This is a genomic window from Glacieibacterium sp., from assembly GCF_965200405.1.
Classification (GTDB): Bacteria; Pseudomonadota; Alphaproteobacteria; order Sphingomonadales; family Sphingomonadaceae; genus Glacieibacterium.
Map to the genome: position 1 here is coordinate 166,737 of NZ_OZ241356.1, position 15,348 is coordinate 182,084.

General features: G+C 68.6%; 13 protein-coding genes. All 13 read right to left on the reverse strand.

Features of this window, described 5'->3' with window-relative positions:
• The gene (gene kdpC, locus ACOFKW_RS00690) at nucleotides 1-585 is read right to left on the reverse strand and encodes a potassium-transporting ATPase subunit KdpC (protein ID WP_419815432.1); all 585 of its coding nucleotides are present in this window, start codon (nucleotides 583-585) and stop codon (nucleotides 1-3) included.
• An 11-nt stretch (nucleotides 586-596) separates the two neighbouring features.
• On the reverse strand, nucleotides 597-2,618 hold the full coding sequence (gene kdpB, locus ACOFKW_RS00695; RefSeq protein WP_419815433.1) for a potassium-transporting ATPase subunit KdpB: 2,022 nt from the start codon (nucleotides 2,616-2,618) through the stop codon (nucleotides 597-599).
• Between the two features lie 12 nt (nucleotides 2,619-2,630).
• Nucleotides 2,631-4,334 (reverse strand): potassium-transporting ATPase subunit KdpA, encoded by a 1,704-nt coding sequence (gene kdpA, locus ACOFKW_RS00700; protein WP_419815434.1) that lies wholly within the window; start codon nucleotides 4,332-4,334, stop codon nucleotides 2,631-2,633.
• A gap of 13 nt (nucleotides 4,335-4,347) precedes the next feature.
• Nucleotides 4,348-4,437 carry a K(+)-transporting ATPase subunit F gene (gene kdpF, locus ACOFKW_RS00705; protein ID WP_419815435.1) on the reverse strand — a complete coding sequence of 30 codons (90 nt, stop codon included), beginning with the start codon at nucleotides 4,435-4,437 and terminating at the stop codon, nucleotides 4,348-4,350.
• 407 nt (nucleotides 4,438-4,844) lie between these two features.
• Entirely contained in the window at nucleotides 4,845-6,290 is a 1,446-nt protein-coding gene (gene ftsZ / locus ACOFKW_RS00710) for a cell division protein FtsZ (protein WP_419815436.1), read from the reverse strand.
• Between the two features lie 46 nt (nucleotides 6,291-6,336).
• Complete coding sequence (gene ftsA / locus ACOFKW_RS00715) at nucleotides 6,337-7,605, reverse strand: cell division protein FtsA (protein ID WP_419815437.1); 1,269 nt, start codon at nucleotides 7,603-7,605, stop codon at nucleotides 6,337-6,339.
• On the reverse strand, nucleotides 7,602-8,498 hold the full coding sequence (locus tag ACOFKW_RS00720; protein ID WP_419815438.1) for a cell division protein FtsQ/DivIB: 897 nt from the start codon (nucleotides 8,496-8,498) through the stop codon (nucleotides 7,602-7,604). The genes ftsA and ACOFKW_RS00720 overlap by 4 nt, the downstream gene beginning before the upstream one ends.
• On the reverse strand, nucleotides 8,495-9,403 hold the full coding sequence (locus tag ACOFKW_RS00725) for a D-alanine--D-alanine ligase (protein WP_419815439.1): 909 nt from the start codon (nucleotides 9,401-9,403) through the stop codon (nucleotides 8,495-8,497). The genes ACOFKW_RS00720 and ACOFKW_RS00725 overlap by 4 nt, the downstream gene beginning before the upstream one ends.
• The gene (gene murB, locus ACOFKW_RS00730; protein WP_419815440.1) at nucleotides 9,400-10,305 is read right to left on the reverse strand and encodes a UDP-N-acetylmuramate dehydrogenase; all 906 of its coding nucleotides are present in this window, start codon (nucleotides 10,303-10,305) and stop codon (nucleotides 9,400-9,402) included. The genes ACOFKW_RS00725 and murB overlap by 4 nt, the downstream gene beginning before the upstream one ends.
• Nucleotides 10,302-11,714, reverse strand: a complete 1,413-nt coding sequence (gene murC / locus ACOFKW_RS00735; RefSeq protein WP_419815441.1) for a UDP-N-acetylmuramate--L-alanine ligase — start codon at nucleotides 11,712-11,714, stop codon at nucleotides 10,302-10,304. The genes murB and murC overlap by 4 nt, the downstream gene beginning before the upstream one ends.
• The gene (gene murG / locus ACOFKW_RS00740; protein WP_419815442.1) at nucleotides 11,711-12,805 is read right to left on the reverse strand and encodes an undecaprenyldiphospho-muramoylpentapeptide beta-N-acetylglucosaminyltransferase; all 1,095 of its coding nucleotides are present in this window, start codon (nucleotides 12,803-12,805) and stop codon (nucleotides 11,711-11,713) included. Before murG ends, murC begins: the two co-directional genes overlap by 4 nt.
• The gene (locus ACOFKW_RS00745; protein WP_419815443.1) at nucleotides 12,802-13,965 is read right to left on the reverse strand and encodes an FtsW/RodA/SpoVE family cell cycle protein; all 1,164 of its coding nucleotides are present in this window, start codon (nucleotides 13,963-13,965) and stop codon (nucleotides 12,802-12,804) included. The genes murG and ACOFKW_RS00745 overlap by 4 nt, the downstream gene beginning before the upstream one ends.
• Nucleotides 13,962-15,263: a UDP-N-acetylmuramoyl-L-alanine--D-glutamate ligase gene (gene murD, locus ACOFKW_RS00750; RefSeq protein ID WP_419815444.1), complete on the reverse strand. Its 1,302-nt coding sequence runs from the start codon at nucleotides 15,261-15,263 to the stop codon at nucleotides 13,962-13,964. Before murD ends, ACOFKW_RS00745 begins: the two co-directional genes overlap by 4 nt.
• Nucleotides 15,264-15,348: the final 85 nt, after the last annotated feature.

The following is a 15,348-nucleotide window of genomic DNA, read 5'->3' on the forward strand; positions in this document are numbered from 1 at the left end:
CTAGGAGGGCGGAGCCAATCTGTCGAGGGCGCGGTTGAGCATCAGGACGTTGACGCGCGACTCGCCGATCAGGCCGATGGTGGGCGTGACAACGGCATCCTCGACCAGCTTGCGGACCTGCGGCTGTGGCAGGTCGCGAGCAGTCGCCACACGCGGCACTTGGATGAGCGCGGCGGCGGGCGACAGGTCGGGATCGAGGCCCGAGCCCGAGGCAGTGACGAGGTCGGCGGGAATGTCGCCGGTCATGCCTTGCGACCGGCGCAGCGCGATGTCGCCCTTGATGCGCTCCGCCAGCGCCTTCGACGTCGGCCCGAGGTTGGAGCCCGACGAGGCCGCCGCGTCATAGCCCTTGCCCGCTGCCGAGGGTCGCGAATTGAAATAACGCGCATTGGCGAACGACTGGCCGATCAACTCCGAACCCGTCACGACACCCTTGTCGACGATTAGGCTGCCGTTCGCCTGATGCGGCATCACCGCCTGCCCGATACCCAGGATCGCCAGCGGATAGGCCCCGCACAGCAGCAGCGCGAACAGCACGACCATGACCAGCGCGGGCCGGATGGCGGTGAGAAAATCGTTACCCATGAAATGCGTCCTTATGCCAGGCCGAGGCCGGAAACCGCGATGTCGATCAGCTTGATGCCGACGAACGGCGCAATCAGCCCGCCAAGGCCGTAGATGCCGAGGTTGCGTGCCAGCAGCGGTCCCGCGCCGATCGGCCGGTAGGTGACGCCCTTCAGCGCCAGTGGCACCAGCATCGGGATGATCACCGCGTTGAAGACGATCGCCGACAATATGGCGCTGGTCGGCGTCGCCAGGTGCATGACGTTGAGGATGCCGAGGCCCGGATAGAGCACGATGAACATCGCCGGCAGGATGGCGAAATACTTCGCGACGTCGTTCGAGATCGAGAAGGTCGTCAGCGCGCCGCGGGTCATCAGCAGCTGCTTCCCCAGCCCGACGATCTCGATGAGCTTGGTCGGGTCGGAGTCGAGATCGACCATGTTGCCGGCTTCGCGTGCCGCCTGCGTGCCGGTGTTCATCGCCACGCCGACATCGGCCTGCGCCAGTGCCGGGGCGTCGTTGGTGCCGTCGCCGCACATCGCGACCAGCCGGCCACCGACCTGTTCCTTGCGGATGTACGCCAGCTTGTCCTCCGGGGTGGCCTGGGCGATGAAGTCGTCGACCCCGGCTTCGGCGGCGATGCTGGCGGCGGTCAGCGGGTTGTCGCCGGTGATCATCACCGTGCGGATGCCCATCTTGCGGAGTTCGGTGAAGCGCTCGCGGATGCCGGCCTTGACGATGTCCTTGAGGTAGATCGCCCCGAGCAGCCGTCCGTTGCGGACCACCGCCAGCGGGGTGCCACCGGCGCGGGCGATATCGTCGGTGACCTTGCGGATCTCAGCACTGTCGACGGTCGAGGTCTTGAGCGCCGAGTCGACCGCGCCCTTCTGGATCAGCGTGTCGCCGAAGCGGATGCCCGACAGGCGGGTCTGGGCGGTGAACGGGATCGCTTCCGCTCCGGCGGGACGGGCGAGGTCGGCGACGCCGTATTTCTCGCGCGCCAGCACGACGATCGAGCGGCCTTCCGGCGTCTCGTCGTCGAGGCTGGCGAGCATCGCAGCCTCGGCGAGGTCAGCGATCGAGGTGCCGCCGACGGGCACGAACTCGGTCGCCTGGCGGTCGCCGATGGTGATGGTGCCGGTCTTGTCGAGCAGCAGCACGTCGATGTCACCGGCCGCTTCGACGGCACGCCCCGACTTGGCCAGCACGTTGAAGCGCACCAGCCGGTCCATGCCGGCGATGCCGATGGCCGACAGCAGCGCCGCGATCGTCGTCGGGATCAGCGTGATCAGCAGCGCCGACAGGATGACGACCGGCACCGCGCCGCCGGCATAGGCCGCGAACATCGGAATGGTGCCGACCGCGATCAGGAAGATGATCGTCAACCCGACGAGCAGGATGGTCAGGGCGATCTCGTTCGGGGTCTTCTGGCGCTCGGCACCCTCGACCAGCGCGATCATGCGGTCGAGGAAACCCTGGCCCGGACCGGCGGTGACGCGGATCTTGAGCCAGTCGGAGACGACGCGAGTTCCCGCGGTAACGGCGGAGCGGTCGCCGCCGCCCTCGCGGATGACGGGGGCGCTTTCGCCGGTGATCGCGGCCTCGTTGACCGAGGCGACGCCCTCGACGACTTCGCCGTCCGCCGGGATCAGGTCGCCATTCTCGACCAGCACCATGTCGCCGACCGACAGGCGCGAGGCGGGGACGTTCTCCCAGGTCCTGCCGACGCCGGTCAGCAGCTTGCCGCTGAGCTCGCCCTTGGTGGCGCGCAGCGAGGCGGCCTGTGCCTTGCCGCGTCCCTCCGCCAGCGCCTCGGCAAAATTGCCGAAGATGACGGTGAGCCACAGCCAGAACACCAGCTGGCCCTTGAAGCCGGTGCTGCCGCCGCCGATGCCGGTGACCAGCATGACGGTGACCAGCACCGCGATCACGGCGGTGACGAACATCACCGGGTTGCGGACCAGCGTTCGCGGGTCGAGCTTGGCGAAGCTGGCGACGACGGCGGGGCCGAGCAATTCGGCGGTGAACAGTGATTGTGAAGCGGCGCGGGCCATGATTTCGGCTCCTTAGAACAGCTGGCCGCGGAGCATCGCGATGTGTTCGGCGATGGGTCCGAGGGCGAGCGAAGGCAGGAAGGTCAGGCCACCGACGATCAGGATCACGGCCATCAGCAGGCCGATCCACAGCGGCCCGGTGGTCGGGAACGACCCGGCGGAGGCAGGAATGGCGCGCTTTGCCGCCAGCGATCCGGCGATGGCGAGCATCGGCACGATGACGAAGAACCGCCCCAGCCACATCGCGACACCCAGCAGGCCGTCGTAGAAGGGCGTGCTCGCGGTCAGCCCGGCAAAGGCCGAGCCATTATTCGCGACGGCGCTGGTGAAGGCGTACAACATCTCCGAAAAGCCGTGCGGCCCCTGGTTCGCCAGGCCCGCGAGGCCGTCCTTCGACACCGCCGCCAGCCCGGTGAACCCGAGGATGACCAGCGGCAGCACGGCGATCGCCAGCACCGCGAGCTTGACCTCGCGCGCCTCGATCTTCTTGCCGACGTACTCCGGCGTGCGGCCGACCATCAGCCCGGCGACGAACACCGACAGTATGACGTACAGCAGCATGCCGTACAGCCCCGCCCCGACGCCGCCGATGACGATCTCGCCGAGCTGCATGTTGAACAGCGGGATCATGCCGCCCAGCGCGGTGAAACTGTCGTGCATGGCGTTCACCGCGCCGCACGAGGCGGCCGTGGTGACGGTCGCGAACAAGGCCGACGCAGCGATGCCGAAGCGCACCTCCTTGCCCTCCATGTTGCCGCCGGCGATGCCCAGCGCATGGTGGATCGGGTTGCCCGCGGCCTCCGCCCAATAGCTTACCGACGCGCCGGCGAAGAACAGCACCAGCATCGCGGTCAGGATCGCCCAGCCCTGACGGGTGTTACCGACCGCCTTGCCGAAAGTGTAGGTCAGTCCCGACCCGAGCGCGAAGATCGACAGCATCTGCAACAGGTTGGTCAGCGCGTTGGGGTTCTCGAACGGGTGCGCGGAATTGGCGTTGAAGAAGCCGCCACCATTGGTGCCGAGCATCTTGATAGCCTCCTGCGACGCCACCGGCCCGAGCGCGATGGTCTGCTTCGCACCCTCCAGCGTCGTCGCGACAACCGACCCGGTGAAGGTCTGCGGCACGCCGGCGGACAGCAGCACCAGCGCATAGACGACGCACGCCGGCAGCAGCAGGTACAGCGTCACCCGCGTCAGGTCGGCCCAGAAATTGCCGACGCCCGCCAGTTGCTTGCCGGCAAACCCGCGGATCAGCGCGAAGGCGAGCGCGATGCCGGTGGCGGCGGAAACGAAGTTATGGATCGTCAGCCCGACCATCTGGCTGAACTGCGACATCGTCGATTCGCCGCCATAGCTCTGCCAGTTGGTGTTGGTGGTGAAGCTGACCGCGGTGTTCCACGCCAGGTGCGGCGCCAGCGCCGGCAGCCCCTGCGGGTTGAGCGGCAGCACATCCTGCAGGCGCAGGATCGCATAGGTCAGCAGCAGCCCGGCGATGTTGAACGCCAGCATATGGACGCCGTAGCGCCGCCAGCCCTGCGTCACCTCCGGCCTGACCCCGGCAGCAGCATAGAAGCCGCGCTCGACCGGGGCGAGCACCGGGTGCAGCCACGTCCGCCGCCCTTCGAGCAGCGTGAACAGCCATAGTCCGAACGGTTTCGCCATCGCCGCGACCAGCGCGGTGAACAGGATGATGAGCAGCCAGCCCTGCAAATTCATGGGGATACCCCACTCAGAACCGCTCGGGGCGGACGAGCACCGCCACGAGATAGGCCAGCAGGGCGATAGCGGTCAGGCCGCCGAGCCAAAGGTCGATAGTCATGCCTTCAAGCCCGGTCGCACAGGGCGATATAGGCAAAGGTCAGCAGCGCCAGCCCGGTGGTGACGCCGATCCAGACAAGATCTTGCATTGCGCGGTCCTCGATGGGGACGGCGGCAGCGGGGGAGCAGCCGTCGTCGACACGCCATTGCTAGGCGGGTGCGACGGGCGAATGCCATGTGCGAGGTGGCGGGAGGCCGTTACGACGGCATAAAGGCCAGCTTGGCCGCTCTCGTACGGCCTTGCTTTCTGCCCCCTTCCCCCACGCGATGCGTAGAGTGGGGAGGGTTGGGGTGGGGGTTCCTAGACTCGAAAGAGGGACGCCAAGCGGCGCTCCCACCCCGACCCTCCCCACTCTCGGTTCGCGAAGACGCTCACCGTGGGGGAGGGGGAAGGAAGAGTCGTCCGCGCTATTCGTTGACCTGCCGCTTGAAGAACGGCGGGATCTCGACGTCCGTACCGGCGGAGGGTTGGCGCGTCGGCTCGGGTGCCAGCGTCTGCGGACGGGCGGCGGGCTTGCCGCGGCTGAGGTTGAGCATCTTCTGGAACAGCGACTGCGGCTCGGGCTCCGGCTCCTCCTCTGGCTCCGGCTCGCGGATCTTCACGACGGGGGCGGGGGCGCGGGGCGTGAAGCTCGTCATCGACTCAGGCGCCGGATCGACGATGCGCTCGGCGACCGACAGGTCGAGTTCCTCGGCCGGGGCGGTGTCGCGCGCGGCGACTTCGGGCTCGGGCTCCGGCGCGACGGCGGCGGCGATCGGCGTGGCAACCGGCTCCGGTGCAGTCGTCGATGCACGTCCCGGCACCGCGACGACCGGCTCGTTGAACGCCTTGCCGGGGACGCTGAACTGCGTCTGGCCGCGTGCCGGCGCAGCGACGCTGGGCGTCCGCGCCACGACGTCGATGCCGGTGGCGACGACCGAGACGCGCATCGAGCCGTTGAGGTCGGGGTTGAACGCCGAACCGACGATGATGTTGGCCTCGGGATCGACCATCTCGCGGATGTGGGTCGCGGCCTCGTCGACTTCGTGGAGGCGCAGGTCGTCGCCGCCGGTGATGTTGATGATGACACCCTTGGCACCGCGCATCGAGACTTCGTCGAGCAGCGGGTTGGCAATGGCCTTTTCGGCGGCCTCGATGGCGCGACGCTCGCCCGACGCTTCGCCGGTGCCCATCATCGCCTTGCCCATCTCGGACATGACGGTGCGGATGTCTGCGAAGTCGAGGTTGATCAGGCCCGGCATGATCATCAGGTCGGTGATGCCGCGAACGCCCTGGTGCAGGACCTGGTCGGCCATGCTGAACGCTTCCTTGAAGGTCGTGTTGGCATTGGCGATCAGGAACAAATTCTGGTTCGGGATGATGATCAGCGTGTCGACGTGCTTCTGCAGTTCAAGGATGCCCTCCTCGGCGGAGCGCATGCGCTTCAGACCCTCGAAGGCGAACGGCTTGGTGACGACGCCGACGGTCAGGATGCCCTTCTCACGCGCCGCGCGAGCCACGACGGGCGCCGCGCCGGTGCCGGTGCCGCCGCCCATGCCGGCGGTGATGAAGCACATGTGGCAGCCTTCGAGGCTGGCCTCGAGCTGATCGATGGTTTCTTCGGCCGCGGCGCGCCCGATCTCGGGTCGCGAACCGGCGCCAAGGCCCTGCGTGATCTTCAATCCGAGCTGGATGCGGGTCTCGGCCTTGGACGCCTGAAGCGCCTGCGCGTCGGTATTCGCCACAACGAAGTCAACGCCTTGGAGCTGGGCGTTGATCATGTTGGTGACGGCATTACCGCCGGCACCGCCGACACCGATGACCGTAATTCGTGGCGTGAGCTCGGTCAGCTCGGGTCGTTGCAGTTCCAACATCTCGTATCTCCCTCGCAGTGCGGATACCACCGATTGCGTGTGCCGTTCAAATACTGCTTTTCAATTTTCCGAACATTCCGCCCCAGCCGCCGCTTGGCTTGATCGACACCGGGGGTGCCTTGGGCTCGCGGCGGTTGTACAGGTCGGGCAGGTCCTCGGCGGCGAACAGGGCCAGTCCGGCCAGCGTCGCGAAGGCGCAACCCGACTGCGCTTCCGGCAGTCCGGTCAACCCGCGCGGCCGGCCCAGCCGCACCGATTTACCCAGTACACCTTGCGCGAAATCGGTGATCGCCCGCAACTCCGCGCCGCCACCGGTCAGCACGACCTGGCGCGCCTGCGGGCCGGTATAGCCCATCTCGGCCAATTGCCGCGCCACTTCGCCGAACAGCGCGTCGAGACGGTGGCGGATGACGCCGATCATCTGCGCCTTGGGGATGCGCAGCGGCTCGGCATTGTCATCCTCGCTCATCGGCGGGATTTCGAGCGTTTCGTGATTGTCCTTGGGGCTGGTGATTGCGGCGCCGTGCAGCACCTTCAACCGCTCGGCATGGATGCGGCGGGTGGCAAAGGCCGCGGCAATGTCGTTGGTGATGTCGTTCGCGCCCGTCGGGCAGGTCGCGACGCCGACCAGCTGGCCGCCGGCATGGACGGCGATATTGGTGACGCCCGCGCCGATCTCGACGACGGCGACACCCAGCTCGCGTTCCTCGCGCCCCAGGCAGGCCAGCGACGCGGCGACCGGCGAGGCGACCATCGTGCGGACGCCCAGGTGCGCGCTGCGCACCGCGAGGTCGAGGTTGCGGATCGGCGGCGTCTCCGCGGTGACGATATGGATGTCCATGCCGAGCCGGTCGGCGTGGAAGCCCAGCGGGTTCGACACGCCGGTCAGCCCGTCGATGGTGTACAGCGCCGGCGAGGCGTGCAGCACGGTGCGCGCACCGGGATCGATGCGGGCGCGACCGGCCTGGGTCAGCCGGTCCATGTCGTCCTTGATGATCCGCGCGCCGCCGATGTCGATCTCGACCCCCGTGACATGGCTGTCGAGGCCGCCGGCGGACAGGTTGACGTAGACGTCCTCGGCCTGGACGCCGGCGTTGCGCTCGGCCTGGTCCATCGCCGCGCGGATCGCGCTTTCGGTCTTCTCCATGTCCGCGACCAGCCCGCGACGCAGGCCGACGCACACGCGCTGCCCGACGCCTATGACGCGGGGGCTGCCGTCGGGCGAGATCATCGCGATCAGCGCGGCGACCTTGGAGGTGCCGACGTCGAGCACGGCGACGGTGCGCTCACCCCGGGTCGATCTGGGCGGCGTCATATGGTCAGTCCCTTGGCCGGCTTCGGCGCGTTGAGGATGGCGTCGCGGACGCCTTCGCCGCGCACGGTCATCTTGCCCGGGCTGCGCATGTCGAAGCGGACGAAACCCTTGCCGAGCAGGCCGGTGGCGCGCTCCGCCATGGCGAATTGGACCAGCGCCTTGTTGGCGGGCTCGTCGCCTTCGGGCAGCGCCAGCGTCTCGCCGGTCTTGAAGCGCAGGTCCCAGCGGCGCTGGCCGACCAGCGTCGCGGCATAGACCTGGCGGCCGACGGCGGGATGGTTGGCCAGCGTGTCGAGCAGGTCGTGCGCCCGCGTGTTGGCGCCCGGCCCGACGACCATCGGCAGGTCGGGAAAGCGGTCGAGCCGTTCGAAAGTCAGCGGCTGGCCGGTGCGGTCGATGGCGGCGAGCCGGTGCTGATACTGCCACAGTGCGATCGGGCGACGCTCGACGACATCGACGACCAGCGTATCCGGCAGGCGGCGGCCTACGCTGGCATCGGCGACCCAGGGCAGCGCCATCAGCCGGGCGCGGACTTCACCCAGGTTGACCAGCAGCATCGAGTTGGTCGCACCGTCGAGGGCAGCAGTATAGACCGGCAGGCGCGGCATGTTGCGGACGCCCGAAACCTCGACATGGCGGACCTCGAAGCCGGCATCGGCGGCGGCGACCGCGGTCTTCTGCCACCAGCGCGCCGGCAGGCCCATCAGCGTGACGGTGACCCCTGCGCCGACGATCAGCAGCACCGCGAAGCCGGCGGCGACACGTGTGTAGAAGCGGCGGGGGGCGACCGGGAGGGTGACCATGCGCGCCGGGGGCGCCGTCGACGCGCGGGTCGGCTTGCGCTTGGCGGGCTTCTTCTGGGGGGCGCCGCGGCGCTGGACCGTTCGTGTCATCGCGCACTCGCGAGGATGCGGGCGACGAGCTGGTCGTAGGAGATGCCGCGGTATTTGGCCTGTTCGGGCACCAGGCTGAGCGGCGTCATGCCGGGCTGGGTGTTGACCTCGAGCAGGTACAGACCGGCCTCGCCCTGCGCCGGGTCATAGCGGAAGTCGGAGCGCGAGGTGCCGCGGCAGCCGAGCGCCTCGTGCGCCGCGAGCGCCATCTTCAGCGCACTGGCCTCGACATCGGCGGGCAGGTCGGCCGGGCAGGTGTGGACGGTGCGGCCCTCGCTGTACTTGGCCTCATAGTCGTAGAAGCCCTGCGCGGTGGTCAGTTCGGTGACGGCCAGGGCCTCGCCGTCGAGGACTGCTACCGTGAGTTCGCGCCCGGCGATGAAGGGTTCGGCGAGCAGGCTGTCGAAATGCTGCCACGGTCCTTCGGCGCCCGGCGCGATCGGGTTGCCGTAGTTGCTGCTGTCGGTGACGATGGCGACGCCGACGCTGGAGCCCTCATTGACGGGTTTCAGGACGTAGGGGCGCGGGATCGGGTCGCCCTCGTACAGGCTGGCCGAGCTGACGACGTGGCCGCCGGGCATGCGGATGCCGAGCGGGGTCAGGATGCGCTTGGTCAGCTCCTTGTCGATCGCGATGGCCGAGGCGGTCAGGCCGGAGTGGGTGTATTTCAGGCCCATAAGGTCGAGCAGGCCCTGGACGCTGCCGTCCTCGCCGGGGGTGCCGTGCAGGGCGTTGAACACCACGTCGGGGGCCGCCGCGCTCAGCTTCTGCGCAACGTCGCGGCCCATGTCGATGACGGTGACGTCATGGCCAAGGTGCTCCAGCGCCGCCGCGATGCCGCGGCCGGAGGTCAGCGAGACCTCGCGCTCGCTCGACCAGCCACCCATCAGGACCGCGACCTTCATGCGGCCTTCTCCAGGAATTTGCCGATACGTTCGATTTCCCATTCCAGCTCGACGCCGGAATTGGCCAGCACCCGGGCGCGGACCTCGTCGCCCAGCGCCTCGATGTCGGCGCTGGTCGCGGTGCCGGTGTTGATCAGGAAATTGGTGTGCTTCTCACTGACCTGCGCGCCGCCGACCATCAGGCCCCGGCACCCGGCGTCGTCGACCAGCTGCCACGCCTTGAGGCCGGGCGGGTTCTTGAAGGTCGAGCCGCCGGTGCGCGACCTGAGCGGCTGCGACGCCTCGCGCTCGGCGGCGATGCGGTCCATCTCCGCGCTGATGACGGCCTTGTCGCCGGGCGTCGCATAGAAGCTGCAGCCGGTGACGATGGCGTCGTCGGGCAGGTCGGAATGACGATAGCGATAGCCCAGCGCGCCGACGTCGCACACCCTGACGCGGCCCTCGCGCAGCTGTATCGTCGCATCGCAGAGCGTGTCGGCGACCTCGCGGCCATAGGCACCCGCGTTCATCCTGACCGCGCCGCCGACCGTGCCGGGGATGCCACGCAGGAACTCGAGGCCCGCCAGTCCGTGATCGCGCGCCGTGCTGGCGACAAGGATGCCCGGCGCACCGGCTCCGCACAGCAACCAATTGCCGTCCACCGTTACCGTCGAGAACGCCTTGCCGAGGCGCACCGTGACGCCCGGCAGGCCGCCGTCGCGAACGATGAGGTTCGAGCCAAGGCCGAGCGCTCGCACCGGTAACTCAGGCGGCAGCGCGGTGATGAAGGCTTCCAGATCTTCGCCATCGGCAGGCTCGAACAGCCACTCCGCGCGGCCGCCCGTCTTGAACCAGACCAGCGGCGCAAGCGGCGCATCGGCGGTCAGCCGACCGCGCACCGACGGAAGCGATGCCGCCGTCATCCAGCCGCCCGCACGGCCGCTATCCCCGCCGCCAGCCCGGCGGCCCATTTGGTGATGTCACCGGCCCCCAGGCACACGATCATGTCCCCCGGCCGCGCCTCCGCCGCCATCGCCACGGCCAGCGCGTCGGCACTGTCGACCGTCGACACCAGCCGATGCCCGGCCCGCTTCAGCCCATTCGCCAGCGCCTCCGCATCGACGCCTTCGATCGGCGTCTCGCCCGCGGTGTAGACCGGCGCGACCCACACCCCGTCGGCATCGTTGAACGCCGTCTGGAAGTCCGCCATCAGGTCGCGCAACCGCGTGAACCGGTGCGGCTGGACGACCGCCAGCACGCGCCCCCTCGCACCCTCGCGCGCTGCCGACAGCACCGCCTTGATCTCGACCGGGTGGTGCCCATAATCGTCGATGACCGTGATCCCATCGACTTCGCCGACCTTGGTGAAGCGCCGCTTGACCCCGCCGAACTTGGAAAAGCCGGTCATGATCGCCGCATCGCTCAGCCCGAGCTCCAGCGCCACCGCCACCGCCGCCAGCGCGTTCTGGACATTGTGCCGCCCCGGCATCGGCAGCATCAGGCCCTCGATCCGCCGCTCGCCCCCGTCGCGCGCCCGGATCACCGCGTCGAAGCGGTTGCCGCCCTCGCCCGGCACGACGTTCTCGCCGCGCACATCGGCCTGCGCCGAGAAGCCGTACGTCACCACCCGCCGGTCCGACACGCGCGGCAGCATCGCCTGCACCTCGGGATGGTCGATGCACAGCACACCCGCGCCGTAGAAGGGCACATGCTCGACGAACTCGACGAAGGCATCGCGGACCTTCTGGAAGTCGCCATAGTGATCCAGGTGCTCCGGATCGATGTTCGTCACCACGCCGATCGTGCCGCCCAGCCGCAGGAACGAGCCGTCGCTCTCGTCCGCCTCGACGACCATCCACTCGCCCGCGCCCAGCCGGGCGTTCGAGCCATAGGTGTTGATAATGCCGCCGTTGATCACCGTCGGGTCGAGCCCGCCGGCATCGAGCAGCGCCGCGATCATCGAGGTCGTCGTCGTCTTGCCGTGCGTCCCCGCCACCGCGACCGTCGACTTCAGCCGCATCAGCTCGGCCAGCATTTCCGCGCGCCGCACCACCGGGATGCGCGCCTCCAGGGCCGCCGCGACCTCCGGATTGCTGCGCTTGATCGCCGTCGAGGTCACCACCACGGCGGCAGTGCCGAGGTTGGCCGCGTCATGGCCGATCATCACTTGGATGCCCTTGTCGCGCAGGCCCTGGATGACATAGCCCTCGGCGACGTCGCTGCCCTGGACGGTAAAGCCCAGGTTGCACATCACCTCGGCGATGCCGGACATGCCGATGCCGCCGATCCCGACGAAATGGATGGTGCCGATATCCTTGGCAAAACCGCTCATGCTGCGCCCCCGAGTGCGACTGCCAGGTCGGCGAGCCGCGCGCCCGCATCCGGGCGACCGACGCTCTTAGCGGCACGCGCCGCATTTTCCAGCGTTGCCGGTGACGATGTCAGCGAAACAATCGCCTGGGACAGCGCAAACGGCGTGAATTGCGTCTCCGTCAGCACCGGCCCGCCACCCGCGTTGACGAATTCCGCGGCATTTGCCGTCTGGTGGTCGTCCATCGCGGCGGCGAACGGCACCAGGATCGCCGGCCGGCCGATCACCGCCAGCTCGGCCATGGTCGAGGCCCCGGCCCGCGCCACCACCAGGTGCGCCGCTGCGATGCGCTCCGGCAGGTCGGCCAGATAGGTCGCCATCTCGGCCGCGATCCCGGCGGCGTGATACGCCACGCGCGCGTTCTCCAGATCCTCCGGTCGGCCCTGGTGGACGACGCGCAACCGCGCCCGAACTTCCGCCGGCAACAGCGCCAGCCCGGCGGGAACGACGCGCGACAGGATGCTGGCGCCCTGGCTGCCGCCGGTGACCAGGATATGCAGCGGCTCGCCTGCCGCCGGCGCGGCATAGGGCTGCTGCCCCAACGCACGCACCTCGTCGCGCACCGGGTTGCCGATCACCACGGTCTTGCCCGCATATTTGTCGGGCAGGCGCCGCGTCACCGCAAAGCTGGTGGCGATCCGCGCCACGCGTCCGGCCAGCAGCCGGTTGCTCCGCCCGAAGACCGCGTTCTGCTCGTGCAGGATCGCCGGCCGCCCCAGCGACGCCGCCGCCAGCAAGGCCGGCACCGCCGGGTAGCCGCCGAAGCCGATCACCGCGGCGACATTATACTCGCGCATGAACTCCCGCGCGTCGCCGCGGCCGCGCGCCACTGCCATCAACCCGCTCAGCCAGTTGAGCGGGTTCAGCCCGCCGATGCTGGCGGAGTCGACGACCCGCTTCTCGACGCCGTGGAACAGCCCGGGGAAGCGCAGGCCGCGAGCGTCGCTCATCAACGCGACCTTGTGGCCGCGCGCGCCCAACTCCATCGCAAGCACGTGCGCCGGGACCATATGGCCCCCGGTCCCACCCGCCGCGACGACGAAGAAGCTCATGAGACGCTACGCAGCGGCGTGAGATACGGCGACGACTTGAGGAAGCGGTTGCGCCGCGTCAGCGCCAGCAACAATCCCATGCCCAGCGACAGCGCCAGGAACGACGACCCACCGTGGCTGATGAACGGCAAAGTCATGCCCTTCGACGGCATCAGCTTGAGATTGACCGCCATGTTGATCATCGCCTGCAGGCCGAACTGCGTCACCAACCCGGCGGCCGCCAGGAAGATGAACGGCTCCTCCTCGTCGAGCAGCTGGAGCAGGACACGGACGACGATCGCCAGGTACAGCACCGCCAGCATCATGCAGGCGATCGCGCCGAACTCCTCGCCGATCACCGAGAAGATATAGTCGGTGTGCGGCTCGGGCAGCTTGAACTTCATCTGGCCTTCGCCGGGACCGGCCCCGAACAGCCCGCCCGCCTTGAAGCAGTCGAGCGCGCGGTCGATCTGGTAGGTGTCGCCGCCGCCGGTCAGGAACTTGTCGATGCGCAGCGTGACGTGCGGCACGAAGGCATAGGCCAGCGCCAGCCCGCCGACGCCGGTCAGCACCGCGCCGCCGACCACCGTCAGGCTCATCCCCGCCAAAATCGCCTGGCACAGCCAGACCGCGGCGAACAAGGCCGTCTGGCCATAGTCGGGCTGCTTGACCAGCAGCGCGCCGACGATGACCAGCATGCCGAACGACAGCTGCATCGTCGGGATCGACTTGTCGTCGAAGCGGACGCTGAGCAGCCACGCGCTGGTGACGATGAAGACCGGCTTTAGGAACTCCGATGGCTGCAACTGGAAGCCCGGCAGCGAGATCCAGCGCACCGCGCCGTTGACCTCAGCCCCGACGAACGGCACCAGGAACAGGCAGCCGATGAAGAACACCGTCAGCCCGATCGAGACGCGCTTGGCCCAGGCGATCGGCAGCATTGAGACACCGAGCATCAGCGGCACGCCGGCCAGCACCCACAGGATCTGGCGCTTGAAATAATGCAGCTCGTCGACGTGGATCGAGCCGCCCGAATAGCGGTGCGCGGCGGCGGGCGACGCGGCGGCGACGGCGATGATGCCGCAACCGATCAGCAGCAGGACCAGCGACAGCAACAGCTTGTCGATCGTCCAGAACCAGCGACCAACCGTCGTGCGATCGTTACGCGAAAACGCCGTCATTCCCCGCCTGCCCCGTCCCTGAGTGGTTCGCTCTTAAGTGCTTCGACGACGGCGCGAAAGGCCGCTCCGCGCGCTTCGTAATCCTTGAACTGGTCGTAGGAGGCGCAGGCCGGCGACAGCATGACGGTATCGCCGGGACCGGCCGCTGCCGCAGCGAGCGCAATGGCGCGTTCGAGCGTGCCCGCCTGCACGACAGGGACTTTCCCGTCGAGGAGGCGACCGAACAGCGGCGCAGCGGCGCCGATAAGATACGCAACCCGTACATGGCCGAGATGGGGAAGGCAGGCGTCGAGCTCGTCGGTCTTGGCGAGGCCACCCGCAATCCAGTGGATATGCGGATAGGCCGCCAGCGCCGGTGCGGTGGAGGTCGGGTTGGTCGCCTTGCTGTCGTTGACGTACAGGACGCCGTCCACTTCGGCGACGCGCTCCATGCGGTGCGGCAGTCCGGCATAGGTCTGGAAGCCGCGCTCGATATCGGCGGGCGCGATGCCCAGCGCGCGGGCCGCGGCACTGGCGGCGACGGCGTTCTGGATGTTGTGCGGACCTTGCAGATTGGGCCACTTGCGCTGGTCGCCGAAGTCCTCGGCGTCGAACCACACATGGATGCCGGGGGCGTTCCGGGAAATCTCGGCGCTGGGGTGGTCGTCGCTGGCGAACACCGCATGGTGGCTCGGCGACTGCATCTCGAACAGCCGGCCCTTGGCAGCGGCATAGGCGGCGAAGTTGCCGTGGCGATCGAGGTGGTCGGGGGTGATGTTGAGCAGCACCGCGACGTCGCAGTCGAGGCTGTAGGTCAGGTCGATCTGGAAGCTCGACAGTTCGAGAACATAGACGCCGCCTGCGGGAAGCGGCGCTTGCGACAGGATCGGCAGGCCGATGTTGCCGCCCATGCGGGTCGGGACGCCGGCGGTCTCGAGGATGTGATGAATCAGCGCCGTGGTCGTCGACTTGCCGTTGGTGCCGGTGATCCCGACGACCCGGTGCGCCGGCAGCTCGGGCCGGGCGAGCGCGAACAGCTCGATGTCGCCAATGACCGGGATATCGGCGGCAAGCGCCTTCTGGAACAGCGGCGCCTCGTGCGGCACCCCGGGGGAGACGACCAGCGCGTCGAGCTTGCTCAGGTCGGCGGCGTGGAGGTCGGTGAGCGGGCCGTCATAGGCGGCGCGCGCCGCTTCCCCGTCGTCCCAGGCGAGGACGGTGGCACCCGAGGCGATGAGGCTGGCCGCGGTCGAGCGCCCGGAGCGCGCGAGGCCGTAGATGCCATAGGTTTTGCCGGCGAAGGTGCGGGCGGTGATCACTTTTCTGCACCCCTACCGGAACGGGAGGGGACGGGGGTGGGACTTGGAACAGGCTCGGCAGACCGACCTCGCGCAAGACCCATCC

What these genes read in the sequence shown, in the direction of transcription:
- ftsA (WP_419815437.1), bottom strand. Translation starts at nt 7,605, where the DNA reads ATGACGCCGCCCAGATCGACCCGGGGTGAGCGCACCGTCGCCGTGCTC.
- murC (WP_419815441.1), bottom strand. Translation starts at nt 11,714, where the DNA reads ATGAGCGGTTTTGCCAAGGATATCGGCACCATCCATTTCGTCGGGATC.
- kdpF (WP_419815435.1), bottom strand. Translation starts at nt 4,437, where the DNA reads ATGACTATCGACCTTTGGCTCGGCGGCCTGACCGCTATCGCCCTGCTG.
- murG (WP_419815442.1), bottom strand. Translation starts at nt 12,805, where the DNA reads ATGAGCTTCTTCGTCGTCGCGGCGGGTGGGACCGGGGGCCATATGGTC.
- ACOFKW_RS00745 (WP_419815443.1), bottom strand. Translation starts at nt 13,965, where the DNA reads ATGACGGCGTTTTCGCGTAACGATCGCACGACGGTTGGTCGCTGGTTC.
- murB (WP_419815440.1), bottom strand. Translation starts at nt 10,305, where the DNA reads ATGACGGCGGCATCGCTTCCGTCGGTGCGCGGTCGGCTGACCGCCGAT.
- ACOFKW_RS00725 (WP_419815439.1), bottom strand. Translation starts at nt 9,403, where the DNA reads ATGAAGGTCGCGGTCCTGATGGGTGGCTGGTCGAGCGAGCGCGAGGTC.
- kdpA (WP_419815434.1), bottom strand. Translation starts at nt 4,334, where the DNA reads ATGAATTTGCAGGGCTGGCTGCTCATCATCCTGTTCACCGCGCTGGTC.
- ftsZ (WP_419815436.1), bottom strand. Translation starts at nt 6,290, where the DNA reads ATGTTGGAACTGCAACGACCCGAGCTGACCGAGCTCACGCCACGAATT.
- ACOFKW_RS00720 (WP_419815438.1), bottom strand. Translation starts at nt 8,498, where the DNA reads ATGACACGAACGGTCCAGCGCCGCGGCGCCCCCCAGAAGAAGCCCGCC.
- kdpC (WP_419815432.1), bottom strand. Translation starts at nt 585, where the DNA reads ATGGGTAACGATTTTCTCACCGCCATCCGGCCCGCGCTGGTCATGGTC.
- kdpB (WP_419815433.1), bottom strand. Translation starts at nt 2,618, where the DNA reads ATGGCCCGCGCCGCTTCACAATCACTGTTCACCGCCGAATTGCTCGGC.